Here is a 24,311-nt window from a genome sequence, read left to right on the forward strand (position 1 = left end):
ACCGGCACGCGGGAGGCGCGCCGCCCCTCCGTGCCAGCCGATTTTTACCCGTGGTTTGCAGGCCTCGCGCCGGCAGGGGGCACCTCGTCCGCCAGAGCCACGCCATTGCGCCCCCGGGTCTTCACTTGATACATCGCGCGATCGGCGGCGACCATGACCTCCGGCAGTTGCTGGCCCGCATCCGGGTAAAACGCGACGCCAATGCTGGAGCTGATTTGCAACTCCGCAACCTCGGTATCCCCGATCTGAACGTGGAAGGGCTTGTCGAGGTCCTGCCGCAACCGCTCCGCGAGGTGCTGACCCTCGTCGCGCTCGTCCAGCGGCGCCGTCAAGACGATGAACTCGTCTCCACCCAGACGCACCAGGACATCATCGGGGCGCAGGTGCGACTTCAACCGCCCTGCAATCTGCCGCAAGAGCTGATCGCCCACCGCATGCCCAAAGCGATCGTTCACGGGCTTGAAACGATCCAGGTCGATGAACAGAAGCGCGAGGCGCCCCCGCTGGCGGTCGGCGCGGGCTGCCAGCCGCGGAAACGCCCGGTCCAGCGCCGCACGGTTCGCCATCCCGGTCAGCGGGTCCTCCCAGGCCATGGTCTTGAGCCGCAGCTCCAGCTCGCGCCGTTCGGTAACATCCAGGGCGTGCCAGACCACTGCGGGGCGCCCACTGACCGAACACGCCAGCGGGCGAATCCGCCCTTCGTACCACCGCGCGCGCCCATCGTGAACGGGGACGCCAAAGTTTTTCAGCACGTCAGTCTCGAGGTAGTAGTCATGCGTCTGCAGCGTTTCCTCCTCGATCGCGCGGTGCACCACTGCGAGAAAACCGGCCGCCAGGCTCGACGGCATTAGCTGGTCCAGCCTTTTCCCGATCAGGGGCTCGCAGGACGCGAAGCGACGGCAGGTATCGCCAAATACCCGTCGAATCGTGCCCTCCGAATCGATCACCAGGGCGTCGCCCGGGACCGCCTCGAACATGGCATCCTGAAGATCCCGGGCGGCGGCAAGGGCCTCGAAGAGCAGACGGTTCTCGTGTACATCGAGGAATGTGACCAGCAAGGCGTGGCCCTGCTCCCACTCCACCGGAACCCAGCGCAACAGAAAGTACCGATAGTCCCCGTCGGCCTGGCGAATACGGACCTCGCGGCCAAGCGTATCCGGATTCATCTCCGTAAAATCCAGATTCGGGGGAAGCTGATACAGATCATCCGGGTGCACCATATTCAGGTGCTCCAGATCCATATCGATCGACCGTTGATAACCCAGCATTCGGGTAAACGCCGGATTGGCCCAAAGGATGCGCCGGCCTGACACCACAAGTGTCGGGTCCGCGAGCCGATTGACCAGCCCGCGATAGCGATCGAGTTCGCGGCGCCGTTGCCGCAAACCCGTACCTACACGATAGGTATACCCACCGACCGCGAGCGCGCCCACGATTCCCAGGGCCCACCAGGCCACCGGCCGATCCGTGCCCGGTTGCGTCGGACCTACATCGGCCAGGAGTTGCCATTCGCCGCCGGGAAAGCGAATCCGATGGGTGTATGGGGCGGTCGCATCAAGCGCGTCGGGGTTGTGGAAGAACGGTCCGACCTCGCCCGCACCATCCTGGCCGCGCAGCGCAAGATGCAGATGCTCCGAGCGATCATGGAGCCCGACACGCTCCAAAAACGCATCAAGATCCAGCGCGATGCTAGTGATTGTAAAATGTTCGCCTGCACCGCTGGCCGTCTGCTCCGGGCGGTTATCCAGGTCCGGTCCGGTATATACCGGCGCGCGAATCAAAATCCCCTGCCCGCCCTGCACCAATGGCCAGGGGCCCGCCACTACGGGTTCGCGTTCCTGCAGGACCCGGTGATACGAGTCCGCCTGTTCCGGGTGCGCGCCGATGTCGAGCCCTACCACGGCCTCGTTGCCCTCAAGGGGATAGACGAGCTCGATCACCGACCCCCGTGCCAGCGTCAGGGAGATCATCAGGCCTTCGTGCCCACGATGTAAGCGCTCGGCAACGCGCTCGAACTCGGTGTCCCCGAGATCGGGGTGCACGTAGGCATAGGCGGCAAGACCAATGGTCGAATGCACCAGTCCATTGATCTGGCTTTCTACTTGAGCGCCCAGACTGGCCAGTTCGCTGGTGACGGCCGCACTCTTGCGTTCGGTCAGCTGGACCTTCCAGGCACGATCGATCAGCAGAAACAACCCGACGAACAGGACGGCTGCCACCAACGCGGCGAGCAATGGCCCCATCCTGGACCGCCAGTTCCGCTCCTCGTGCAGGCGGGACTGTTTCGGTTCGGGACTACGCGGGAGTGTGCTGTCATCCATGCCCAGGCCTGTCACTACCTGCCGGACTCCCACTATGCGCCTAATCGCTGCTGCTGGGAACGATGAGATCACTGCTCACGCCAGGCACAGAAAAATCCCGCGGAACCGGGGGATCACGCCAGAAACCTCATGCGCTGAGGCCGGAAACGTCATACGTCGGGAAAGGATATGGTGGGGGCGGCCGGACTCGAACCGGCACAGCCTTGCGGCCGAGGCATTTTAAGTGCCTTGCGTCTACCCGTTCCGCCACGCCCCCGGGGTCTCGCATCATACCGGCTACGCCGGCCGGGTGTGGAGTCTCAGTCGGACGGCCCGTCCCCCTGTGAGACAACCGCCATCTCGGCGATGGGGAGCGGGATGTGCAGTGCAGCGGCCATCGCGCGCAGCAGCTCGATCTCGGCCACCTGAACGCCACCGCCGCGCTGAACGGTTGCCAGCATGGCCTCGACCAGAGTCCGCTTGTCCTTGACCCGCAACTCGTCGAGCCGCTCCAGGGCCTTGTCCAGCACGGACGCCCAGGCAGTACCGGCGGTAGCCTGCTCGAGCTCCGGCGGGGCCTCCGACTCCAGCGGCATGATGCCCGTGAGCGCCGCCACGCCGGCATTGAAGGCGGTAACCGCCGCTTCCGGGTCGTCCGGGTGTCCATGGTGGGCCAGGACCGCCAGCACGTAGCGCGCCTGGCCGCTGTTGTCGGCCAGCCGACGCCGGCCCCCCGAACGCGCCTGAGAGGGTCTTTCGATATCCCGCAGCTGACGCCGCACAAGCCGCCCGAGCGCATATTCGAAGGCGGACACCCGCCCATCGGCCTGAATCAGTGCGTCCACCAGCCCCGACAGGACTTCACGCTCCTGTGGCGGGTGCCGGCGCAGCACGGGGAAGGCCATCTCCAGCAACGGGATGCGCAGATCCCGGCTGAGTTCGGGCACTTCCTGCAGCAGTTCGCGTACGCGCTTCTCGCTGTCTTCGCCGCGCGTCTCGAGGATGCGCATCAGCTGGGCATCCCGCACCTCCGAATCTGGTGAAATCAGCAGGTACAGCACGGCCTCGGCGGCCCAGCGATCGGAGTGCACTGAACGTTCCAGTGCATTCGGCACCGCAGCGACCAGGAACCCGGCCCCGAGGATATGCGCAAGGCCGGGATCGCCGATCGCGTCGATCAGGGCCTCGGGGTGCAGCCCCAGCCCACCCCCGGCCTTCGGCTCGGCCTGTTCGCGGGCGGCCTCGGCCTCCTGCTCCTCGCGCCGGCGCCGCGCATCGTCCTGCATGCGTTGTTGTACGGTCTCCAGCTCCGAGGGATCAAAACTCGGCTCGATCTTGCGGATACGATCTTCCAGCGGCGGATGGGTCGCAAACATCCGGCCCAGGCCGCCGTTGACGAACAGCATGTGGCCAACCTCTTCGCTGTCCGCGTTGAGTCCGGAGTAGCTTGCCCCGATCTTCTTCAGTGCCCCGGCAATGCCCTCGGGCTGGCGTGTGAACTGCACCGCCGAGGCATCCGCCAGGTACTCGCGCTGGCGCGACACCGAGGCCCGGATCCAGCGGCCAAAGAACAGGCCGATATAGCCGACGATCATCAGCACCAGGCCCGCGACCACGACCCCGCCGGCGTTACGGTTGTTGCGGGAATAGCGCATCGCAAACAGCACGCGCTGCCCGATCAGGGCCATCACCAGGATCCCGAACAGCATCCCGACCAGGCGGATGTTCATGCGCATGTCGCCATTGAGGATATGCCCGAACTCGTGGGCGACCACGCCCTGCAGCTCGTCCCGATTCAGGTGTTCCAGCGCGCCGCGCGTCACCGCGACCGCGGCATCGGACGGCGAATAGCCGGCCGCAAAGGCATTGATCCCGGGCTCCTGCTCCAGCACATAGACCTCGGGCACCGGCACACCCGAGGCGATCGCGACCTCTTCCACCACGTTCATCAGGCGTCGACGCAACGGGTCCCGGGTATCGCCCTCGATTCGCGTGCCCCCGAGCTCGCGCGCGACCGCGCCACCGCCATCGCGCAGGCTCAGCATGCGATAGAGACTGCCCAGACCGATCAGGCCCACGGTGAACGCGCTGGTCCAGCCGACCACGTCCAGGTTGTCGCGCAGAAACTCCCGTGTCAGCCAGGGTTCCCCCGGTGCGGTTGCCTGCGTCTGGCCGAACAGCACCAGCGCGATCAGGTTCATCACCACCACAATGGCCAGCACGGCCAGCATGAACAGGCCCAGCAGCATCCGCGTGCGGCGCTGGGCACGGTCCTGATGTTCGAAGAAGTTCACGGCGATTCCTAGGAAAAGTTGACCTCGACCGGCTCGCGCTTCTGCGGATCCTCGATCTCCAGCAACTGCGCCGGGCGGAAGCCAAAGTTGTTCGCGATCAGGGTGTTCGGGAACATCTCGCGCAGGATGTTGTACTGCATCACCGCGTCGTTGTAGCCCTGACGGGCGAAGGCCACCCGGTTCTCCGTGCTGGTCAGCTCCTCGGAGAGCTGCATCATGTTCTCGTTGGCCTTCAGGTCCGGATAGTTCTCGGACAGCGCGAACAGCCGCCCCAGCGCGCCGGACAGCCCCTGCTCGGCGCCGGACAGCTGGCGCACGGCCTCGGTGTTGGTGGGGTCCCCACCGACCTGCTTCAGCCGGTCCATCGCCTGGTTGCGCGCCTGGATCACCGCCTCCAGCGTATCGCGCTCATGGCTCATGTAGCGTTCCGCGACCTTCACCAGGTTGGGGATCAGGTCGTAGCGCCGGGTCAGCTGGACGTCGATCTGGGCAAACGCGTTCTTGTAACGGTTGCGCGCCGTCACCAGGCGGTTGTAGGTCCAGACCCCCCAGACCACGAGCAGCACCACAATCGCGATCAGCACCCATTCCATGCCGGCCTCTCCCTCAGCAAACAAAGCCCCGAGTGTACGCAGGAACGACGCCGCCGGCGAACGCCGGGGCCTGCGTGAACCCGGCGCGGACGTGCTATACCCTGACCCCCATTAACCAGACGCGTTACGGAACGGATTCCTGAATGAACCTCTCGACCCTTCTCGGCATCATCGGCAGCCTGCTGGTCTTCGGCAGCGTGATCGCCTTTTCCTCGCAGGACCTGCACGCCTTCCTGAACCTGCCAGGGCTGGGGATCGTGCTCGGCGGCACAATCGCCGCGACCCTGATGAGCTACCCCTTTCACGAGGTCCTGCGGGTCTTTCGTGCGGGGGCGCATGCCATCCGCGAGGAACGCTACGACATCGCCCGCGACCTGGAAGAGATCGTCCAGGTCTCGCGCTACTGGTATTCGCAGAACCTGCGCGGCGTGCAGCAGCGCCTGGAGCAGATCCAGAATCCGTTCCTGCGCACCGGCATCCAGCTGGTGATCGACGACACCCCGATGGACGACATCCAGGACCTGCTCAACTGGCGCATGGCCCGCCTGCGTGCCCGCGAACAGGCCGATGCCCAGATGTTTCGCACCATGGCCACCTATGCCCCAGCCTTCGGCATGCTGGGCACGCTGATCGGCCTGATCAACCTGTTGCTGACCACCGAGACCGACGACTTCACCATCATCGCGGTCAATCTGGGGATCGCCCTGATCACCACGTTCTACGGCATCCTGTTGGCGAATCTCGTGTTCCGCCCGATCGCGATCAAGCTGGAACGGCGTACCGAGGGCCGCGTCGTGCTGATGACCATGGTGCTCGAAGGCATCATGCTGATGCGCAAGGGCCGCACCCCGGGGTATATCCGCGAGACCCTGCGCTCGTTCATGGAGAACCACCGCGACGAGATCCGCCAGACCGAGCCGAACGGCGTAGCCGAGGCGGATGAAGCCGAAAGCCAGGAACGCACCTGAGTATGCCCAGCCCTGGTTACTCCACCTCCGACCGTGCGGCCATGCAGGCCGAGATGGATGCCCAGGCGGCCACGCGTCCGGAGCAGGCGTTTCTGGGCTCATACCCCGGCGAACGCCAGCGCGATGACGAACACGCCTGGATCCTCACCTACCTCGATGTGCTCACCCTGGTCATCGTCATCTTCGTGATAATGCTGACCTTCATGGACCCGCGCGACGACCGCCCCCTGGCCAGCGCAGCGCAGCCCATCCAGCTCGCCCACCCCGACCGTCAGGCCATCCAGGACCCGTTGATCGCGCCGCTGATGGGGGACCTGGGTGATCTCGAGGAGCGGCTGTATGGACCGCAGCCGGAGGCGGACGCTCCCGACCCGGAGGGCACAGCCGCGACCGCGTCCAGGATGCGCGAACAGGCGCCGCAGGGCGTCGAGGTCGTGGAGCACCCCGGCCGTACCGAGCTACGCATCCAGGACGAGATCCTGTTCGCCAGCGGGCAGGCCGATCTGCAGCCGGAAGGTCGGGCGCTGCTGACGCAGCTGGAACCCCTGCTGGACGAGCACGAAGGGCTGATCACCGTCGAGGGACACACCGACAACATCCCGATCGCGACGGAGCACTTTCCATCCAACTGGGAGCTCTCCTCCGCTCGCGCCAGCGGCGTAGTCCGCTACCTGCTGGACCAGGGGCTCGACGCCGGGCGACTGCGCGCTGTGGGCCGCGCCGACACCCAGCCCGTGGCCAGCAACGACACCGAGCGCGGACGCGCCGAAAACCGCCGTGTCGCGCTGATCCTCGAGTCCTCGACGCCCGCGGATCCGTAAGGGCTCCTTTTACGGCCCCGGGAGGCCAGCGGACTGCCACCCCGACTTGACTGCCGTGCCTGCGGCCCCAAAGATGCACCGCTTCTCCAGCTTATGAGCGAACGAGCAGACATGCGCATTGGCCGCAGACTCTTACTCGGCGACTTTCTCGACACCACCAATCACAAGGACAAGCTGATCGCCCTGATCGGGGCCGTGATCGGGCTTTATCTGTCACTGGAGGTCGCGGCCTCGGTCACCGAAAGCGGCATCAACGGGCTCATCCTCGCCTCTCTGGGGGCGACCGCCGTCCTGCTCTTCGCCGCCCCTCGGGCCGCCCTGTCCCAGCCATGGAACGTCCTCGGCGGCCATGCGATTGCAGCCATTGTCGGGGTCGCCGTTCGGCACGCGGTGGACCACCCGCTGGTGGCGGCCGCGCTCGCGGTCGGGCTCACCGTCTATGCGATGTACTACCTGCGCTGCCTGCATCCCCCCGGGGGAGCCACAGCGTTGTACGCGGTCGTCGGCGGCGCCTCGGTCGAGGACCTCGGCCTGCTGTTCATCCTGCACCCGGTGCTCTCCAGTGTGGCCGTCATGCTGATGGTCGCGTTCGTGATCAACTACCCGTTTCCATGGCGCCGCTACCCGGCCGCCCTGGCCCGCCTGGACGAGCCCTCGCCCGCTGGCCCATCCGGTGCACTGGAACGCTCGGGACTGACCCAGACCGACCTGGAGCACGCGATGCGCGATCTCAATCTGTACCTCGACATGAGCGAGGACGATCTGGCCCGCCTGTACCTGCTGGCACGTCGACACCATGAGCATCCGGACACGATCGATCCCGCGGACGTTCGCCCCGGACAGTGCTACAGCAACGGCGCCCAGGACCATGCCTGGAGCGTCCGCAAGGTCCTGGCGCGAGACGGCGACCTGATCACCTATCGCGTAATCAGCGGTGCTGGCGTGCCCGAGGAAGGCCACTGCCCAGTCACGGACTTTGTCGCCTGGGCGCACCACCGCCTGGATGCTCGAGGGTGAGCTTCCCGGTGACCTGGCGGCAGCCGCGGCCCTTTGGCGAGAACCCCGCCGCGCGCTTATACTCGCGGCGCGGCTGTCTCCGTAGCTCAGCTGGATAGAGCAGCCCCCTCCTAAGGGGCAGGTCGCAGGTTCGAATCCTGCCGGGGACACCACCCTTCTCTCTACGCCTCTCTGTGGCCAGGCCGAGCGGGCTGGTGTCGGCAGGGAATCCGCCGTAAGGTAGTCCAATGGCGACACTGACCATGGAACAGACCGAGCAGCTGGTCCATCTCCTGGCTCCGCTGATCGGGGTGCAGGGGGAAGTGGACGGCCGCATGGTGGAACTGGTCGAGGTCCTCGACGAAGGCCCCCGCGGCGAGCCCGGTGTTGCGCTGATGGAGACCGGCCTGGACCGCCCGATTCAGACCAACCAGTACGGCGACCCGCTGTCACGGCACTCGCTTGTTCGCACCCTGCCGCTGCTATCCGAGGTCGAGCGCGATGTTCATCCGGTACTGCGTCAGCTCCTCCCCGAGGACGTCCTGACGGATCTGCGCCGGGCGCTCGGAGACTGAAACCGCGTCGTCCAGACAGGCCTCTATCCCGCGCATCATGGGCTCCAGATGGGGCCATACGGCCTCCAGCATGTAGGGCTGCGCCTCGGGCGTCGGGTGGATCCCGTCATCCATAATCATCCCGTCGCGCAAGGCGATTTCGTGCAGGAAGAACGGCTCGAACACCAGCCCGCGTTCCCGAGCCAGATCGGTGAAGACGGCCTCGAAGCGCTGGGTGTACTGCGGGCCGTAATTGGGCGGGATGCGGATCCCGAGCAGCAGGGTCTGGGCGCCCGCCGCGTCGATCGCCTCCAGCATCGCCTCCAGGTTGTCGCGCATGGCCCGTGGCGAGAGCCCGCGCAGGCCGTCGTTGCCCCCCAGCGCCAGAATCACGAGATCGGGATTCTCCCGATCCAGGACCTCCGGCAGGCGTTCGCGTCCCCCGGCCGTCGTCTCGCCACTGATCGAGGCATTCGCGACGCGCCAGGGATGGTTGCGCTCGCTCAGACGCTCCTCCAGGAGCCCCACCCAGCTTTCGGTGTCACTCATGCCGTAGGCCGCGCTCAGGGAATCGCCGAACACCAGCACCTTCGCGGGTTCTTCCCCCGAATTTTCCGCACTGATGGAATTCGCAAGGCCAAGCGGACTCCATAGCAACGCGAGCCACGCAATAATGACCAGGGAATAACGCCACATGGATGCATCCTCATCTTCAGTTCTGGAAGCCCGTGACCTGCAACAGCGGATCGCCGGGCCCAGCGGTGTACTCGATATCCTGCGCGGGATCTCGCTGTCGGTTCAGGCCGGCGAGACCGTCGCGATCCTGGGTGCATCCGGGTCCGGCAAATCCACGCTGCTCGGACTTCTTGCAGGTCTGGACGCTCCAAGCGCCGGAGAAGTTCGCCTGCTGGGGCAAACGATCAGCGAACTGGACGAGGATGGCCGCGCGGCCTTGCGCGCCGGCCGTGTCGGCTTTGTATTCCAGTCCTTCCAGCTGCTCCCGGCGCTGACCGCCTTCGAGAATGTGCTCCTGCCGCTGGAGTTGAACCCCGAGCACGAAGGGCGCTCGCAAGTCGAGATCTCGGCGTGGGCCCGGGATGCGCTGAAACGCGTGGGACTGAGCGAGCGAGAAGCCCATTACCCGCACCAGCTCTCGGGAGGCGAACAGCAGCGCGTCGCCATCGCCCGCGCCATCGTCGACCGACCCGCCGTGCTGTTTGCCGACGAGCCCACAGGCAACCTCGACGGCCAGACCGGTGGACGCATTATCGACCTCTTGTTCAGCCTCGCGCGGGACCCCGACCACGAGGACCGGCGCACGGCGCTGATCCTGGTGACGCATGACGCCGATCTCGCGCAGCAATGCGATCGTATCCTCCACATCCAGGACGGCATGCTCGCATGACAGGTCTGTTCGGGCGAGGCGGAATGCGCACATGGGTTCGTGGCGTCTGGCGCGAATGGCGCAGTGCCGAGCTGCGTGTGCTCGCGACAGCCCTGGTCGTCGCCGTGGCCGCCGTGGCAGCGGTCGGCTTCTTTACCGACCGCGTGGACCGGGGCATGGCGCAGCAGGCCACCCTGCTGCTGGGGGGTGACATGGCCGTGGTCGGCAATGACCCGATACCCGAGGAATGGCTGGCCGAGGCCGAGCGTCAAGGCCTTCAGACCGCCCGTACCGCTGCGCTTCCCAGCGTCCTGTTCACGCCCGATGATGACTCCCGCCTGTCCGCCCTGCGCGCGGTGGATCGGGACTGGCCCCTGCTGGGCGAGGCCCTCGTACGCAGCACCGCAGACCGGGATCCCGAGCCGTACACGCGGGGGCCGGAACCCGGCACCGCATGGCTCGAAGGTGCCCTCCTGCAGGCGCTGGAGCTTGAGGTCGGCGATACCGTCGAGGTTGGCGAACTGGAACTGGAGATAGCCGGCGAGATCGTGCGTGAGCCGGATCGCGGGAGTTACCTGCTGGATATTGCCCCTCGGCTGATGCTCGCCTTTGACGATCTCGAGATCAGCGGGCTGATCGCGCCCGGTAGCCGGGTGCGCTACGAACTCTTTGTGACCGGGCCGGCAACCCAGCTTGAGCGCTACCGTGACTGGATCGAGGAACGCCTGGAGCCGGGCCAGCGCCTGCGCGGCCTTGATGACGCCAGCCCGGAGTTGCAGGTCGCGATCGAACGGGCGGAACGCTTCCTCGGCCTGGCCTCGTTGATGGCCGTCCTCCTGGCAGGGGCCGCGATCGCGGTCGCGGCCCACCATTTTGCCCAACGCCGGGCCGACCCCGCCGCTGTCATGCGCGCGCTGGGGGCCAGCGGACGAAGGATCCTCCGACTCTACTTCGGCCATGTCCTGCTCATTGCCCTGGTCGCGAGCAGCGTAGGGCTGATCATCGGGTTCGGGGCGCAATTTGTCCTGTCCGCACTGCTTGGGGAATGGCTTGCGGGGGACCTGCCACCCCCGGGGGCGCGGCCGGTCGCGGCTGGCTTCGGTGTCGGTCTGATCACCGCCATCGGCTTCGCCCTGCCCGCGCTGCTGCGCATTGGCCGCGTGCCGCCCCTGCGGGTACTGCGCCGCGACCTGGGGCTCCCGCCCGCTTCCGTCTGGCTGTCCGGACTCCTCGCCCTGCTGACCTTCGGCGCGCTGCTGTACTGGCAAGCGGCCGACCCGCAGCTGGCCGCCTGGGTCCTGCTCGGGACCGCAGGTGCCTTGCTCGTACTCGGGGCGCTGGGGCTGCTGATGGTGCTGGCCCTGCGCCCGCTGCGCGACCACGGGGGCATGGCACTGCGTTTCGGGCTTGCCAACCTCTCCCGGCGGGGCGGACTGAGCGCCGTGCAACTCGTGGCCTTCAGCATCGGCATCCTCGCGCTGCTGCTGCTGGCAATCGTGCGCGTGGATCTGCTCTCCGCCTGGGATGCGAGCATCCCCGAGGACGCCCCGAACCAGTTCTTCGTCAATATCCAGCCCGGACAGGAAGAGGCTTTCGCCGACCGGATCGAGGCCTCCGGGCTCGAACGTCCACAAATGGACCCGATGATTCGCGGGCGCCTGATCGCGATCAACGACCAGCCGGTCCAGCCCGATGACTTTGACGACGACCAGACCCGGCGCCTGGTCGATCGCGAGTTCAACCTCTCCTACGCGGAGGAGCCGCCGGCGCACAACCGCGTGATCGAAGGCCACTGGTTCCATCACGGCCCGACCGGCGAGGCGGCCGACGATGTGTGGTCGGTCGAGGCCGGACTGATGGAGCGCTTTGGCCTGGAGATCGGCGACAGCCTCACCTTCCGGGTGGGCGGGCAGCCCGTGCGCGGGGTCATCGCCAATGTCCGCGAGGTCGACTGGGACAGCTTCCGGGTCAATTTCTTTGTGATCGGGCCACCCGCCCTGCTGGGCGACCAGCCGCGCACCTACATCACCGCGCTGCATGTGCCGGAGGGCATGGGGGCGGAGCAGAACCGCTGGCTGCGCGAATTCCCGGCCGTCTCGGCGATCGACGTCAGCGCGATCATCGAGCAGGTCCGTGATGTGATGGATCAGGCTACACGCGCGGTCGAGTATGTCTTCCTGTTCACGCTGCTCGCGGGGCTGACCGTACTGCTCGCGGCCGTGCAGGCCACCCGCGACGTCCGCCGTCGCGAGACCGCCCTGTTACGCGCACTGGGGGCCCGACGCCACCACATCCGCCGGGCGTTGCTGGCCGAGTTCGGCAGCCTGGGCTTTCTGGCCGGGTTGCTGGCCGCCATCATCGCCACCGCCGTCGGGGCCCTGCTGGCCTGGCAGGTGTTCGAGTTCGACTACCGCATCAACCCCATGACGTTCGTCTTCGGGATCGTCGGGGGGACCCTGGGCATCGCGCTGGCCGGCTGGCTGGGCACACGCAGCGTACTGCGCCAGGCGCCACTCGGGGTCCTGCGCGGCCCCGAGTGATGCGCCCGCCGACCCGCACAATCCATCAGTGGCCGTACATGATGTCCACATCGAGGAAGCCGAACAGCACCAGGGCCGCCAGCGCCCAGACATAGAAGGAAAACACCTTCAGCCGTGCGCGATAGAGGAAGAACAGCACCATCTTCAGGGAGATAACGCCGACCACCGCGGAGACCACGAAACCCACGATCAGCGGGGTCCAGCTCAGATCCCCCAGTCCATTACCGCTGTTCCACACATCCAGCGACTGAACGGCAGTCGCGGCCAGGATCGTCGGGATGGCAAGGAAAAAGCTGTATTCCGCAGCCCAGCGCCGCTTGAGGCCCGAGAACAGCGCAAAGGTGATGGTCATGCCGCTGCGGCTGAGGCCCGGTACCAGCGCGAAGCCCTGGGCCACACCAATGATCGTGGCGATCTTCGGCCCCAGCTTGCGCAGCCCCAGCGGGCGGCGGCTCAACCGATCGGTCCACCACAGCAGGATGCCGGTCAAGGTAAGGGTACCGGCGATCAGCGTCGGATTGGCGAACACGTGCTCGAAGCTCGCCTTCAGCGTAAAGCCGATCACGGCGGTGGCGAACACCGACAAGCCACAAAGCAGTGCCAGGCGCAGGAACAGCATCTCGCGGCCCGCGCTGCCGCCCGCCGAGGCCCATTGCCAGCTCTCGCGGGCGATCCCGCCGCTCAGGCGCCAAAGACTCTGGCGGAATACATAGATGATCGACACCAGCGTGCCGACATGCACGACCAGATCGAACAGGATCATCTCCGGGCTTTCCGGCGGTGGCAGCGGCTCGCCACTGAGGATCAGCCAGTGCTGGGTAAGCACCAGGTGCGCGGTCGAACTGACCGGCAAGAACATGAATATTCCCTGCACGACCCCGAGCAGGGCGGCGACCCAGACTGTCATTCCAATTCCGCTTTCATCCCCAAGGCGGGCGCAGTATACGGAAAAGGCCTGCCAAACGTTGTTACCGGGTTCGCGGTGCGCCACTCCACTGCATACCGGGGCCTTGCTTGTTTTTGCACTACGCCGGCCTTATTGTCCCTTTATCCGTTCACATAACCGTATATCTGGCAGCCGACCAACCGAACCCGTGTTGCACACGAGAACCCACGGGACCTGGCGAGCGCCGACAAGGCCTGCAAACCGCCAACGAGTCACCCATGCAACTAACCCGCTTCACCGACTTTTCCCTGCGCGTCCTGATGTACCTGACGGTCCAGCCCAGCGACCAGCGCGTCACCGTCACCGAGATCTCCGAACGCTTCGGCATCCCGCGCAACCACCTGGTCAAGATCGTCCATCAGCTCGGCCAGAAGGGCTACCTGGTTACCCGCCGCGGCAAGGGAGGCGGCATCTCGCTTGCGCGCGACCCCGAATCGATCAATATCGGGGCCGTCGTCCGCGACATGGAACCCAACCTCAATGTGGTCGACTGCGAGAACCCGATGTGCCCGATCCTGCCCGGCTGCCAGCTGCGCGGGGTGCTGGACGACGCCCGGGACGCCTTTCTCGCCGTGCTCGACCAATACAGCATTCGGGACGTTACCCAGTCACCCGACCACCTGCGGTCCCTGCTACGCTTTAGCGCCTGACCCGCAATATTGAGGACGCCGCCATGGACCGGCACGTGACCTCCATTCGCCGCACACTCGCCAGCGTGGTCCCGCGGGTATTGGTCGTAGCTTTCGCACTGGCCGTGCCATCCGCGCATGCGCTGGCGCCCGCGTGTCCCCCCGACCGCACCAGCCTCACGACGAACGAGTTGCTGGCCGAACCACCGGCGGACGCTACATCCGTCGTGCTGGAGGGCATCGTCACTGGCGTCTTCATGGGCGCCGATGAACTGGGCGGCTTCTACCTGCAGAACGACGTGGCCGACACGCCGACCGGGGTGTTCGTCTACGCCCCCCGCCAGGAGCCGGTAAAACCCGGCGATCGACTGCGTGTCGAGGGCCGCTTTGGCCATCACCACGGCCGCCCCCAGCTCGCCCGCATCGACGACATCGAGACCTGCGGCAGCGGGCGGCTGCCCGAGCCGGTGGCGCTCGAACTCCCGCGCGACGCCCAGCGCCTGCAGGACTTCGAAGACGTACGCGTGCGTTTCGATCAGACCCTGACCGTCACGGGACACCATGAGCTTGAGCGCTACGGCAGCCTGAAACTCGCCGCCGGCGGACGCCTGTGGCACCCGGGGCAGACGGGCGCATTCGACGACCACGACCATGCCGAACGTCGCATCGTGCTGGACGATGGCAGCTACCGCGCCCGCCCGGAGCCGGTCCCCTACCTCGACGACCGGGGCACACGCCGCGTCGGCAGCCAGGTCCCCGGCCTGACCGGCATCCTGACGCATGCCTTCGATGCCCACCGCCTGCACCCGACCGAAACGCCACAGTGGGAGGGTGGTAGCCGTCCCGAAGCGCCCGATCCGGCGACAGACGGCGCACTGCGCATCGTCACCGCCAACATGGAGAACGACTTCGTCACGCTGGGCGAACGCGGCGCGGCCAGTCGCGCCGAGCGCCAGCGGCAGGAGGCCAAGCTGAATGCCGCCCTGCTCCCGCTGAAGGCCGACCTGATCACGGCCATCGAGCTGGAAAACCGGCCCGCCGCGCGCGAACGCCTGATCGAACGCCTGAGCCAGCATGGCGATATCACCTACCAGGCCGTCCGCCATCCCGCGCCGGGAACGGACGCGATCAAGGTCGGCATTACCTACCGTCCCGATCGACTGGAACTGCTGGATGCCGTCGCCGATGAAGACCGCGTGCATCATCGTCCGCCACTGCTCGCGTGGTTCGGCACACCGGAAGGCGAAGCCCTGTTCGGGGTCGTGGCGGTGCACTTCAAGGCCAAGTCCGGATGTCCTTCCAGCGGCGACGTGGATCGTGGACAGGGCTGCTGGAACGAGCGGCGAACGGCCCAGGCCCAACGCCTGGCGCAGTGGATCGAACAGGAACGTCGCGACGAGCTGCCCGTGATCGTCGCCGGCGACCTGAACGCCTACGCCAAGGAAGACCCGATCCGTGTACTACGCGAGGCGGGGAAACGGGATCTGGTACATGCCGAGCCCGACCGGGCCTACAGCTATGTCTTTCGCGGGCAGTCCGGGCAACTGGACTACCTCCTCGGCCCGAAGGGGATCGCCGAACGCGTCGGTGAAGCCGGCTCCTGGGCGATCAACGCCGACGAACCGGCCTTTCTCGGCTTCGACGGGAGCCAGCCCGCGGAGGGGCCATGGCGCGCCTCGGACCACGACCCGGTCTGGCTGAACCTGCGCGTCGACTAGTCGCGCGTCGAGTGCCGCCCGGCCTCTGACGCTCCCGCGTCGGTCTCCGCCTCGCCGGCCTTCTCGTCCATCTTCTCGGCGGCCTCGGTCTCCTCGTCGCTCAGGTTGTCCCGGATCACCCGCACGGGGATCGGCCCGCCATCGATATGGCTCAGCGTGCGCTGCGGGAACGGGATCTCGATGCCTGCCTCGTCCAGTGCGGCCTTCACCTGCATGTGCATGCTGTTGCGCAGATCCAGGAAATTCTCCCGCCGCGCCCATACGGACAGCTGAATCTTCAGCGCGGAATCCCCGTACTCGAGGAAGATGAACAGCGGCTTGGGCTCCTCCAGGCAGACCGGGTTGCGGTCCGCCACATCCATCAGAATGTCGCGCAGTACCTTGAGGTCGGTGCGGTAGGCCACCCCGATCTGCATGTCCAGACGACGAATCGGGAAGCGCGTCAGGTTGGTGATCTGCGACTTCACCAGGCTCTCGTTGGGTACGCGCACCAGCAGGTTGTCGAAGGTACGCAGCTTCACCGACAGCAGGTCGATGGACAGCACCTCCCCCGTTGCGTCCCCCACCTTGATGAAGTCGCCGACCGAGAAGGGCCGCTCCCCGATCAGGAACAACCCCGAGATCAGGTTGGACGCCGAGGTCTGCGAGGCAAAGCCCAGGGCCACCGTCAGGATGCCGGCCGCCCCCAGCAGCACGGTGAGATCGAATCCCAGCTCGCGCAGCCCGGAGACCACCGCCAGGACCAGGATCACGTAGAAGCTGATGCGGCGCATCAGCATGATCTGCTGGGCATCCATGTGCCGGCCGAAGGCCCGCGTCAGGCTGCGCGAGACCAGTCGCGCCAGGATCAAACCAACAATGATGTACAGCGAGGCCCGCAGCGCAGCGAGAAAGCCATCGCTGGTCAGGAAGTCCATGGTGCCTTGCATCCAGCCGTCCATCCTGCTCTCCTACTGGAACAGGGCGCTGAACGCCCGCACCATCACATGCCGCCCGCCCACCTCGCGCGGCTCGGCGATCCGCTCCGCCCCCTCGGCCTCGGCGGGCGGCCCGGCGTCGATCTTCATCGCCGCCATGTCCTGGTCTTCCTCGCGCTCCATGCGTACCGCCGGGGTCCACAGGCGGTTGTGCCGATCGGCATAGACCGGGAGACGCGGCACCGGCAGGTTCACCCGCTCCAGGAACAGCGCATCCAGCGCCTTGTTGTGGATCGTCAGCGGCGTGACCACGCGGTGCGGGCGCTCCGGGACATCCTCCAGTGCGAGCCGCGCCTGGGTGCGCGTGGCATAGCACAACTCCCCTTCGACCGTATTGGGGCCGAACCAGGTATCCGAAGGCACATAGACCGGGAATTCGTGCGCCCGCGCATCGCCCAGGTAGAACTGGACCCAGGCAGGCGAACTGAGGAACAGCGTAACCCGGCCCTGGGCCGGCACGTAGAACGGGTTTTCCGGCCGGCTGACCATCGGGCGGTCGGCCAGCGCGATCCGCAATTCCGGCTGTGTGTCGCCGGTGGCCCCGGCAAAGCGCAGCCGCTCGGACAATGACTCGGGCCACTCGGCATCGGTCGGCACCTGAATGTCCAGGGTGGAATCGGCGGCGTCGCGCGGCCGGTCCAGCCCCAGCCGCCATTCCGCCGGGGTATGCTCGAGCCAGATATCCAGCGGCCCGACGGACCAGCGCCCGATCCGCCCCTGTGGCAACGACCAGCGTCCCCACCAGGTCGGCCGCTTCCCTGTCTGGTCCTTGTCGGTCATCCCTGGTGGTGTCCTGTGTCCGCTACCGATGTTCTCCGCGACCACTGTAGCGCACTCCTAAAACAGATCCATCTGCGGACCACGGTCGGCCTCCGGTGCCGCTGGCGGGCGAAAGTGCGTGGTATCCAGTTCCGCCAGGCGGCCGGCGAGACCGGCCCGGCGCCGGGCCAGGCGAAAGCGTTGGCGCAACAGCGTTGCATAGGGGCCCGCCCCGACCATCCGGTGACCAAAGCTCGAATCGTACAACTTGCCGCCGTGCGCTTCGCGCAGGCGCTGCAGCACATGATCCGCCTTCAGCGGGTGATGGGTGCGCAGCCAGTCCTCGAACAGCGGCGCCACCTCCCGCGGCAGGCGCAGCAGCACGTAGCCGGCGCTGGTTGCCCCGGCCTCGCGTGCCGCATCCAGCAACGACTCCAGCTCGCCGTCGGTCAGCACCGGGATCAGGGGTGCCACCAGCACCGCCACCGGCACCCCGGCCTCGCTCAGTCTGCGCATGGTCTCCAGGCGTCGCTGGGGGGCGGCCGCGCGTGGCTCCAGGTGGCGCGAAAGCGCCCGATCCAGCGTGGTCACGGAGATCGCCACCTGCACCAGGCCCCGCTCGGCCATGGGTCCGAGCAGGTCCAGGTCGCGCTCCACCAGCGCGGACTTGGTCACGATGGAGACCGGATGTCGCGCCTCGGCCAGCACCTCGAGGACCTCCCGCGTGATGCGCCACTCGCGCTCCACCGGCTGGTAGGCATCCGTGTTGATGCCCAGCGCCAGGGGCGTCACGCGATGTGCGGGCCGTGCCAGTTCGCGGCGCAGGCAGTCGGCCGCGCCCACCTTGGCAAACAGCCGGCTCTCGAAGTCGAACCCCGGCGACAGGCCGACATAGGCATGTGCCGGCCGCGCGAAACAGTACGCGCAACCGTGCTCACAGCCTCGGTAGGGATTCAGGGACAGCTCGAACGGAACATCCGGCGACTGGTTCCAGGACAGCACCTTGCGCGGGTGTTCCGGCGTCACCTCGGTGCGCAGCGGCCGAGGCTCTTCGTCATCGCCCACCCAGCCATCGTCGAACGGTTCACGGTGCGTGGTCTCGAAGCGCGCAAGGGGCTGGATCGTCGCGCCGCGGCCACGAACCGCTCCATCGCGCTCATTCATCGAAGCCGCTCGCAGAGCTGGCGAAAGTAGCCAGACTCGGAGATCAGGCCGCGCCCCTCGCCCGACTGGTTCAGCCGATCCAGCAGTACGCGCAGCCGCCGGGCGGCCCGGTCACGCGCGGCGGCATCGTCGGCCGCTTGCAGCAGGGCCTCGGCCGAGGCGATCTCGCCGCGCAGGCGCACGGCCTCCGGCACATACCCCGCGTTCTTCATCACCCGGAACGCCATGCGCAGCTCCTCCGGCACATCGCGGTCATCGTCGAGTTCCAGTGGCCGCCCCGCCCCGGGCAGGTCATCGAACTCGCCCCGCCGTGCCGCCTCGGCGAGCTTCGCCTCGACTTGCGCCTCGGAGAGCAGCATCCGTCAACGCTCTAGCCGATCGCGGTAGACATCCGCATCGGCCGCACTGAACGCGCAGACTAGCAGGCGACGAAACTGGCCCTCCCGCTCCCGCAGCTGTTCCAGCGCGATATCGGCCGCGCGGTCCTTGGGAAACCGGTAGACGCCCGTGCTGATCAGGGGAAAGGCCACCTCGCGCAGACCATATTCGATCGCCAGTTCCAGGCTGGAGCGGTAACAGGAGGCGAGCAGGCGGTCCTCGCCCGCCTGGCCGCCCTGCCAGACCGGACCGACGGTGTGGATCACGTATTCCGCCGGAAGGCGGAACCCGGGGGTGATGCGCGCCTCGCCGGTGGGGCACCCGCCAATGGCCCGGGTGGCCTCCAGCAGCTCGGGGCCGGCCGCGCGATGAATGGCCCCGTCGACCCCGCCACCGCCCAGCAGGCTCTCGTTGGCGGCGTTGACGATCGCATCCACCTCCAGGGTGGTGATGTCGCCCTGTACGACCGAGATCATGGCTGCCCTATGCCGGCACCATCCAGAGCGTCAGCGACAGCAGGATGGCCGTCATGCTCAGACCAATGATCGGAAGCATCATGACCCCCGCAAGCGCCTCGCGCCGGAACAGGCGGAACGCCATCCCCACAAGCGTCAGGGCCCAGCCGAACGCGACGAAAAACGCCAGCGCAAAGACCTCGGTGCTCCACAGCACGATCAGCGCCACCGGCAACGCCAGGTTCAGGAAGACCACGCCCAGCTCCTGCGACCCGGCGGCACGCCCTGCGGTCAGTGCGTAGCCGTAGGCGGCCCAGACCATCACCATGCCAAACCCCAGTGCGCCTGCGGCCGGCGACGCCAGCGGCGCGCGCAGGATCGCGGCACCATGCGGTTCCAGGTTCACACCCAGTGCAATGATCAGCAGGGCCACACCCACACTGATCAGCAGCCAGAACCACAGGGTTCCGCGTTGTACATCCGGCTCGGTCATGTACCCTCCTTGGGAGTCGCCGCGCGAGGCAGGCATCAATCGGTTTCTGTACTACGGGGGACCACAGCAAGTCCTGGAGGTTCGCCCCGGCACCCATGCGCACCGGTGAACCCCTGTGGCGCAATCAGTGCCGTGCCAGCTGCCAGGCGACCGACTCGCCCGCACGCAGCGGCACGCCAGGGTCATGGCCGAACAGCACAGCCTCCGGAACGGTCCAGTCCACCCGCTCCAGCGTGATCGTGTCGGTGTTGCGGGGCAGCCCGTAGAAATCCGGTCCGTGGAAACTGGCAAACCCCTCCAGCCGGTCGAGCGCATCCACCGAGGCGAACGCCTCGGCATAGAACTCGATCGCGGCATGCGCCGAGTAGATACCGGCGCAGCCGCAGGCCGATTCCTTCGCATGCCGAGGGTGCGGGGCGCTATCCGTACCCAGGAAAAAACGAGGATTCCCGCTGGTAGCCGCGCGCAACAGCGCCTGACGATGGCGCTCGCGCTTCAGGATTGGCAGGCAGTAGTAGTGCGGGCGGATCCCTCCGGCGAACAGGGCATTGCGGTTGTACAGCATGTGCTGTGGCGTGATGGTCGCCGCGATGTTAGCCGGCCCCGACTCCACGAATGCCACACCGGCCTCGGTCGTGGTGTGTTCCAGGACCACTCGCAGCTCCGGAAATTCGCGGGTGAGCGGCTGCAGATGGCGGTCGATGAACGCGGCCTCGCGGTCGAAGATGTCCACCTCCGGGTCGGTCACCTCGCCATGCACCAGCAGCGGCAGATCCACCCGCTGCATCGCCTCGAACACCGGGTAGCAACGCTGGATGTCGGTCACGCCACTGGCCGCATTGGTCGTCGCCCCGGCCGGATACAGCTTCACACCGTGGATAAACCCGCTGGCCTTGGCGGCCTCAATCATTCCGGGCGTGGTCGCCTCGGTCAGATAAAGCGTCATCAGCGGCTCGAAATCCGCCCCTTCGGGCAAGGCCGCGAGGATGCGCTCGCGATACTCGGCAGCCGCCTCCACCGTCGTCACCGGCGGCTTGAGGTTCGGCATGATGATCGCGCGGCGGAACCGCCGGGCAGTATCCGGCAGCACACTGGCGAGCACATCGCCGTCGCGCAGGTGCAGGTGCCAGTCGTCGGGTCGGGTAATCGTCAGTCGATTCATCGGGTCGGACTCGTCTCGAGGCGCCGCTGCCAACCACCGGCGAGGGCGCTTGTTACGGTGAATGGGATGGTAACGCGCGGCGCAGTTCCGCCTCGCTGTAACCCTCGATCGCCACGGTCTTGTCGCGCGCGGCGGCGCCCGCCACCACGCGTACGTCCCGGGCGGTACAGCCCAGCTGCTTCGCCAGCAAGGCGCAAACGGCCTGGTTGGCTCGCCCCTTCTCGGGCGGGGCCTGGACCTGCAGCTTGAGGGTGTCGCCCATCCACGGGCCGATCGAGTTGCGCTTGCTGCCCGGGGCAACCTTGACCCGCAGACGCGCCACCCGCCTTAATCCTCCGGGCGCGTCGCCAGGTAGGCGCTGAACACACCCAGCTGCACCTCGCGCTGGACATCCATAAAGCCCACGTCCTCCAGCACGCCCATAATCCTTTCCGGCGGGACACACTCATTGATGGTATCCCAGAAATAGCGCATCAGAAGATGCCCGTCCGGATCACGCGTCAGCATGCGACTGAGAAAGGGGATGAAGTCCCGAAAGTAGAATCGAGCCATCTTGAACTGGCGCTCCGTGCTCGGCCGCGAAACCTCCAGAATCATGCAGCGCCCACCCGGCTTGAGCACTCGAAAGTACTCGCCGAACAGCTCGTGCAGGTCGCGCACGTGGCGCAGGCCGTAGCCCATGTACACGCGGTCGAACTGCTTGTCCGGCAGCGGCAGCTGCTCGCCCAGGCCCTCGATGAAGCGCGCCTTGATCGACCGTCGGGCCACATCAATCATGCCGCGGCTCGGGTCAACGCAGGTGATGTTCTCGTCCCCGACCACCTTGCGCACCTCGCGCGCCACCGGACCCGTCCCCGTGGCCACGTCGAGGATATCCATGCCCGGTTGCAGACCTGATTGCTTCAGTGCGTAGCGGCGATAGGCCTGCCCGGTACCGAGAAACCCCCAGCGCAGGATGCGATCGTAATGCGGCGCGGTACGATCGAACAGGTCATCAACAAACGCCCGTTTCTCCGACTCGTCGCCGTAATAGTCCTTCAGTACCGGATGCGGCTCGTAGCCCGGCTCACTCATCGATATACCCCCCAAATGCGCGCGCCGCGCGCCTGTTGTTCTTCCCTGCCCGCGCGAGGCGGGTCCTGCGAATTACCCCTGGCGGTACAGCCCCTCGATCTCCACCAGCAACTCACTTCGGCAGATATCGCCGTGCAGCATCAGAATATCGACGTCCTCGCCCAGGCATTGCCGCAAGTGGCCCCACGCGCGCGCGCCGTCGGCGCGATGGCGCAGATAGACCTTCAGCATGGAGAGATCGCCCGGGTCACGCAGGGCCACGGAACCCTCCTCGGAGGCGGCCTCCAGCAACACCCCGATGTTGCGCAGACTCTCGTCGATCTGTGCCTCGAGGTCGCCGGGATGCCGACTCTCGTGGCCCACGATGCTGGCGGTCCCGGAGATGAACAGCTCCGCGGCCCCGCCCTCGTCCTGGCTCATCCGCGCCCTCGCAAACGACGGACTGCGCGGGCCGTATTGTCGCGGATAGCGAAACGCGCTGACCTGGCGCGGGTTCTCGATGCGCAGCGTGGTCTCGCGCGTCGCGATGAAGTAGATCAGCATGCCGTCGACGTGCGTGCCGATGGCTGTCGCCGCCGGCAGGTCGCGTTCGAAGTCCGGCAGGGCCTCGAACACCCGAGCGCGCCCGGCGCAGAAACTTCGATAGCGCTCTTGCCCGTCAACTGACTGGTTGATCGCGGGGAAGTAGTTCCAGGCGCGCACAAGATGCCCGAACCCCCGGTCCCGGCAGGCCTCGAGAATGGCGCGATAAGCCTCCTCGGTAATGGCCTCGGGGTCCTCGTCGGCGCCATGCGGACGATACCAGCAGCCGACCAGCCGATCGCCGGCCTGCGCCAGCATCAGCTCGTCCACCTGCTCGGTGCGTACCGCGCCCGCCGCATACCACAGCTCGGGGGCCACCTCGGCCCCCTCCGGGATCTCCATCGGCTCGAGCCCCAGAGCGATATCGATCCCGTCGGGGCGCAAGGTGGCACCGGTGACACCACCGAAGCGCAGCGCGAGCACCGGCGAGGCACCCGGGCCTTCCTGCCGACTGATGGCGAGCCCTGGCGGGCCCAGTTCAAGCTGAGGCATTCACGCGTCCATGCCGTTGGAGACGGGCACAAAAGCCGAGGATTCTAGCACCACGCCTACTCCTCGTCCCCTTCCGGGCGCTCCGACGGGCGCAGCTCCAGCCCGGCGTCCTCCAGGAATTCGCGCAGACCTTCCATGTACCGCTCGCCGGTCGCGCGGTAGGCGTCGTTATGGCCGCCTTCCAGCGCCATCAACCGCGCCCCCTCGCCACTCGCTTCCAGCAGACGCTCGGCATGCGCAAACGGCACGATCTCGTCCTCGCGCGCATGGCTGAACAGCAGCGGCGCCTCGATCGCCCCGACCCGGCCCAGCACATCGTATTCATGCCGGATCAGCGCCCGCACGGGCAGCCACGGGTACACCTCCGCGCCGAGATCGGCCGCCGAGGTAAAGGCCGCCTCCAGGATCACCGCCGCGGGATTCTTCGCTTCCGCCAGGCGCGCCGCCACGGCTGCCCCCAGCGATCGCCCGAACAGCACGATCTCGTCCGGCTCGTATTCCAGGTGATCGCGCAGCCAGTGCCAGGCCGCGCGGGCGTCCTGATGAGTCCCCTCCTCGTCGGGGCGCCCCTGGCTCTTGCCGTAGCCCCGGTAGTCGATGATCAGTACCGCCAGCCCCAGGTGATGGAACTGCTCCAGCGACTCCAGGCGGTGGCCGATATTCCCCGCGTTGCCATGCAAGAAGAGCAACACCGGTGCATCGTCTTCGGGGCCCGGGAGGTACCATCCATGCAGCCGGACGCCATCCTCGGTGTCCAGCGCTACATCCTCGTAGTCCAGACCAACATTCGCCGGATTGCCGACCACATTGCTGCTCGGCATGTAAATCAACCGATCCTGCGTCAAGTAGATCAGACCCACCACCAGGGCATATCCGACCAGCAGGATCAGCACCAACTTCAAGAGGTTCATCATGCCCCGATCGTGACCGGGCACGCGGGCATTGGCAAGCCAAACCGGACACCGGTCACACAACTTGCCCTCGCGCCTGCGCTTTGCCCCGCCAAAGCCTGGCGTACAATACGCAGCCATC

24 protein-coding genes and 2 tRNA genes are annotated in these 24,311 nt (G+C 66.7%); 9 read left to right on the forward strand and 17 right to left on the reverse strand.

Features of this window, described 5'->3' with window-relative positions; genetic code table 11:
• Positions 1–44: 44 nt before the first annotated feature.
• The 4 genes from C995_RS0107950 to C995_RS0107965 all read right to left on the reverse strand — a co-directional run bounded on the left by C995_RS0107950 (position 45) and on the right by C995_RS0107965 (position 5,187).
• Entirely contained in the window at positions 45–2,321 is a 2,277-nt protein-coding gene (locus C995_RS0107950; protein ID WP_026279022.1) for a diguanylate cyclase, read from the reverse strand.
• A 169-nt stretch (positions 2,322–2,490) separates the two neighbouring features.
• A tRNA-Leu gene (locus C995_RS0107955) sits at positions 2,491–2,577 on the reverse strand.
• Between the two features lie 43 nt (positions 2,578–2,620).
• Positions 2,621–4,594, reverse strand: a complete 1,974-nt coding sequence (locus C995_RS0107960; RefSeq protein WP_018864428.1) for a M48 family metallopeptidase — start codon at positions 4,592–4,594, stop codon at positions 2,621–2,623.
• Positions 4,595–4,602: 8 nt separating this feature from the next.
• Positions 4,603–5,187, reverse strand: a complete 585-nt coding sequence (locus tag C995_RS0107965) for a LemA family protein (protein ID WP_018864429.1) — start codon at positions 5,185–5,187, stop codon at positions 4,603–4,605.
• 143 nt (positions 5,188–5,330) lie between these two features.
• Between C995_RS0107965 and C995_RS0107970 the strand changes: the two genes are divergently transcribed.
• From C995_RS0107970 to C995_RS0107990, 5 genes are all read left to right on the forward strand, one after another.
• Positions 5,331–6,155 (forward strand): motility protein A, encoded by an 825-nt coding sequence (locus tag C995_RS0107970; protein WP_018864430.1) that lies wholly within the window; start codon positions 5,331–5,333, stop codon positions 6,153–6,155.
• 2 nt (positions 6,156–6,157) lie between these two features.
• Positions 6,158–6,976: an OmpA family protein gene (locus tag C995_RS0107975; protein WP_018864431.1), complete on the forward strand. Its 819-nt coding sequence runs from the start codon at positions 6,158–6,160 to the stop codon at positions 6,974–6,976.
• 111 nt (positions 6,977–7,087) lie between these two features.
• Entirely contained in the window at positions 7,088–7,993 is a 906-nt protein-coding gene (locus C995_RS0107980; protein WP_018864432.1) for an HPP family protein, read from the forward strand.
• 75 nt (positions 7,994–8,068) lie between these two features.
• Positions 8,069–8,145 (forward strand) — tRNA-Arg (locus tag C995_RS0107985).
• Positions 8,146–8,220: 75 nt separating this feature from the next.
• The gene (locus C995_RS0107990; RefSeq protein WP_020008872.1) at positions 8,221–8,547 is read left to right on the forward strand and encodes a hypothetical protein; all 327 of its coding nucleotides are present in this window, start codon (positions 8,221–8,223) and stop codon (positions 8,545–8,547) included.
• On the opposite strand, the gene C995_RS0107995 is transcribed toward C995_RS0107990, so the two are convergent.
• Positions 8,455–9,222 (reverse strand): arylesterase, encoded by a 768-nt coding sequence (locus C995_RS0107995; RefSeq protein ID WP_018864433.1) that lies wholly within the window; start codon positions 9,220–9,222, stop codon positions 8,455–8,457. The two genes, C995_RS0107990 and C995_RS0107995, sit on opposite strands and share 93 nt — an antisense overlap.
• Between C995_RS0107995 and C995_RS0108000 the strand changes: the two genes are divergently transcribed.
• Both C995_RS0108000 and C995_RS0108005 read left to right on the forward strand, forming a co-directional pair.
• A complete protein-coding gene (locus C995_RS0108000) occupies positions 9,221–9,931 on the forward strand; it encodes an ABC transporter ATP-binding protein (protein ID WP_018864434.1) in 711 nt (236 codons plus the stop codon). The genes C995_RS0107995 and C995_RS0108000 overlap by 2 nt on opposite strands.
• On the forward strand, positions 9,928–12,450 hold the full coding sequence (locus tag C995_RS0108005; RefSeq protein ID WP_026279023.1) for an ABC transporter permease: 2,523 nt from the start codon (positions 9,928–9,930) through the stop codon (positions 12,448–12,450). The genes C995_RS0108000 and C995_RS0108005 overlap by 4 nt, the downstream gene beginning before the upstream one ends.
• 25 nt (positions 12,451–12,475) lie before the next feature.
• Here C995_RS0108005 and C995_RS0108010 read toward each other — a convergent pair whose 3' ends face one another.
• Positions 12,476–13,357 carry an undecaprenyl-diphosphate phosphatase gene (locus C995_RS0108010; protein WP_018864436.1) on the reverse strand — a complete coding sequence of 294 codons (882 nt, stop codon included), beginning with the start codon at positions 13,355–13,357 and terminating at the stop codon, positions 12,476–12,478.
• Between the two features lie 257 nt (positions 13,358–13,614).
• Here C995_RS0108010 and C995_RS0108015 point away from each other — a divergent pair, with 257 nt between their 5' ends.
• Both C995_RS0108015 and C995_RS0108020 read left to right on the forward strand, forming a co-directional pair.
• Entirely contained in the window at positions 13,615–14,046 is a 432-nt protein-coding gene (locus C995_RS0108015) for an Rrf2 family transcriptional regulator (protein WP_018864437.1), read from the forward strand.
• Positions 14,047–14,069: 23 nt separating this feature from the next.
• A complete protein-coding gene (locus C995_RS0108020; RefSeq protein ID WP_018864438.1) occupies positions 14,070–15,743 on the forward strand; it encodes an ExeM/NucH family extracellular endonuclease in 1,674 nt (557 codons plus the stop codon).
• Here the strand turns inward: C995_RS0108020 and C995_RS0108025 are convergent.
• The 11 genes from C995_RS0108025 to C995_RS0108075 form a co-directional block, all read right to left on the reverse strand.
• A complete protein-coding gene (locus C995_RS0108025) occupies positions 15,740–16,684 on the reverse strand; it encodes a mechanosensitive ion channel family protein (protein ID WP_018864439.1) in 945 nt (314 codons plus the stop codon). The two genes, C995_RS0108020 and C995_RS0108025, sit on opposite strands and share 4 nt — an antisense overlap.
• Positions 16,685–16,693: 9 nt before the next feature.
• Positions 16,694–17,500 (reverse strand): hypothetical protein, encoded by an 807-nt coding sequence (locus C995_RS0108030; protein WP_018864440.1) that lies wholly within the window; start codon positions 17,498–17,500, stop codon positions 16,694–16,696.
• Between the two features lie 57 nt (positions 17,501–17,557).
• Entirely contained in the window at positions 17,558–18,643 is a 1,086-nt protein-coding gene (locus C995_RS0108035) for a PA0069 family radical SAM protein (protein WP_018864441.1), read from the reverse strand.
• Positions 18,640–19,002 (reverse strand): DUF1992 domain-containing protein, encoded by a 363-nt coding sequence (locus C995_RS0108040; protein ID WP_018864442.1) that lies wholly within the window; start codon positions 19,000–19,002, stop codon positions 18,640–18,642. The genes C995_RS0108035 and C995_RS0108040 overlap by 4 nt, the downstream gene beginning before the upstream one ends.
• A 3-nt stretch (positions 19,003–19,005) precedes the next feature.
• Complete coding sequence (locus C995_RS0108045; protein WP_018864443.1) at positions 19,006–19,497, reverse strand: O-acetyl-ADP-ribose deacetylase; 492 nt, start codon at positions 19,495–19,497, stop codon at positions 19,006–19,008.
• A 7-nt stretch (positions 19,498–19,504) separates the two neighbouring features.
• The gene (locus C995_RS0108050) at positions 19,505–19,969 is read right to left on the reverse strand and encodes a hypothetical protein (protein ID WP_018864444.1); all 465 of its coding nucleotides are present in this window, start codon (positions 19,967–19,969) and stop codon (positions 19,505–19,507) included.
• Positions 19,970–20,093: 124 nt separating this feature from the next.
• Positions 20,094–21,131: a dihydroorotase gene (gene pyrC, locus C995_RS0108055; protein ID WP_018864445.1), complete on the reverse strand. Its 1,038-nt coding sequence runs from the start codon at positions 21,129–21,131 to the stop codon at positions 20,094–20,096.
• Positions 21,132–21,183: 52 nt separating this feature from the next.
• Positions 21,184–21,453: a DUF167 domain-containing protein gene (locus C995_RS0108060; RefSeq protein WP_018864446.1), complete on the reverse strand. Its 270-nt coding sequence runs from the start codon at positions 21,451–21,453 to the stop codon at positions 21,184–21,186.
• A 5-nt stretch (positions 21,454–21,458) separates the two neighbouring features.
• Positions 21,459–22,205 carry a class I SAM-dependent methyltransferase gene (locus tag C995_RS0108065; RefSeq protein ID WP_018864447.1) on the reverse strand — a complete coding sequence of 249 codons (747 nt, stop codon included), beginning with the start codon at positions 22,203–22,205 and terminating at the stop codon, positions 21,459–21,461.
• A 72-nt stretch (positions 22,206–22,277) separates the two neighbouring features.
• Complete coding sequence (locus C995_RS0108070) at positions 22,278–23,171, reverse strand: hypothetical protein (RefSeq protein WP_026279024.1); 894 nt, start codon at positions 23,169–23,171, stop codon at positions 22,278–22,280.
• Between the two features lie 164 nt (positions 23,172–23,335).
• Positions 23,336–24,193: an alpha/beta hydrolase gene (locus C995_RS0108075; RefSeq protein WP_018864449.1), complete on the reverse strand. Its 858-nt coding sequence runs from the start codon at positions 24,191–24,193 to the stop codon at positions 23,336–23,338.
• Between the last annotated feature and the right edge of the window lie 118 nt (positions 24,194–24,311).

Source organism: Thioalkalivibrio sp. ARh3, from assembly GCF_000377265.1.
Taxonomy (GTDB): Bacteria; Pseudomonadota; Gammaproteobacteria; order Ectothiorhodospirales; family Ectothiorhodospiraceae; genus Thioalkalivibrio; species Thioalkalivibrio thiocyanoxidans.

Bases quoted from the DNA above. Each gene is read 5' to 3' on its own strand.
- C995_RS0107950 (WP_026279022.1), bottom strand. From the start codon at position 2,321: ATGGATGACAGCACACTCCCGCGTAGTCCCGAACCGAAACAGTCCCGC.
- C995_RS0107965 (WP_018864429.1), bottom strand. From the start codon at position 5,187: ATGGAATGGGTGCTGATCGCGATTGTGGTGCTGCTCGTGGTCTGGGGG.
- C995_RS0107970 (WP_018864430.1), top strand. From the start codon at position 5,331: ATGAACCTCTCGACCCTTCTCGGCATCATCGGCAGCCTGCTGGTCTTC.
- C995_RS0107975 (WP_018864431.1), top strand. From the start codon at position 6,158: ATGCCCAGCCCTGGTTACTCCACCTCCGACCGTGCGGCCATGCAGGCC.
- C995_RS0107980 (WP_018864432.1), top strand. From the start codon at position 7,088: ATGCGCATTGGCCGCAGACTCTTACTCGGCGACTTTCTCGACACCACC.
- C995_RS0107990 (WP_020008872.1), top strand. From the start codon at position 8,221: ATGGCGACACTGACCATGGAACAGACCGAGCAGCTGGTCCATCTCCTG.
- C995_RS0108000 (WP_018864434.1), top strand. From the start codon at position 9,221: ATGGATGCATCCTCATCTTCAGTTCTGGAAGCCCGTGACCTGCAACAG.
- C995_RS0107995 (WP_018864433.1), bottom strand. From the start codon at position 9,222: ATGTGGCGTTATTCCCTGGTCATTATTGCGTGGCTCGCGTTGCTATGG.
- C995_RS0108005 (WP_026279023.1), top strand. From the start codon at position 9,928: ATGACAGGTCTGTTCGGGCGAGGCGGAATGCGCACATGGGTTCGTGGC.
- C995_RS0108010 (WP_018864436.1), bottom strand. From the start codon at position 13,357: ATGACAGTCTGGGTCGCCGCCCTGCTCGGGGTCGTGCAGGGAATATTC.
- C995_RS0108015 (WP_018864437.1), top strand. From the start codon at position 13,615: ATGCAACTAACCCGCTTCACCGACTTTTCCCTGCGCGTCCTGATGTAC.
- C995_RS0108020 (WP_018864438.1), top strand. From the start codon at position 14,070: ATGGACCGGCACGTGACCTCCATTCGCCGCACACTCGCCAGCGTGGTC.
- C995_RS0108025 (WP_018864439.1), bottom strand. From the start codon at position 16,684: ATGGACGGCTGGATGCAAGGCACCATGGACTTCCTGACCAGCGATGGC.
- C995_RS0108030 (WP_018864440.1), bottom strand. From the start codon at position 17,500: ATGACCGACAAGGACCAGACAGGGAAGCGGCCGACCTGGTGGGGACGC.
- C995_RS0108035 (WP_018864441.1), bottom strand. From the start codon at position 18,643: ATGAATGAGCGCGATGGAGCGGTTCGTGGCCGCGGCGCGACGATCCAG.
- C995_RS0108040 (WP_018864442.1), bottom strand. From the start codon at position 19,002: ATGCTGCTCTCCGAGGCGCAAGTCGAGGCGAAGCTCGCCGAGGCGGCA.
- C995_RS0108045 (WP_018864443.1), bottom strand. From the start codon at position 19,497: ATGATCTCGGTCGTACAGGGCGACATCACCACCCTGGAGGTGGATGCG.
- C995_RS0108050 (WP_018864444.1), bottom strand. From the start codon at position 19,969: ATGACCGAGCCGGATGTACAACGCGGAACCCTGTGGTTCTGGCTGCTG.
- pyrC (WP_018864445.1), bottom strand. From the start codon at position 21,131: ATGAATCGACTGACGATTACCCGACCCGACGACTGGCACCTGCACCTG.
- C995_RS0108065 (WP_018864447.1), bottom strand. From the start codon at position 22,205: ATGAGTGAGCCGGGCTACGAGCCGCATCCGGTACTGAAGGACTATTAC.
- C995_RS0108075 (WP_018864449.1), bottom strand. From the start codon at position 24,193: ATGATGAACCTCTTGAAGTTGGTGCTGATCCTGCTGGTCGGATATGCC.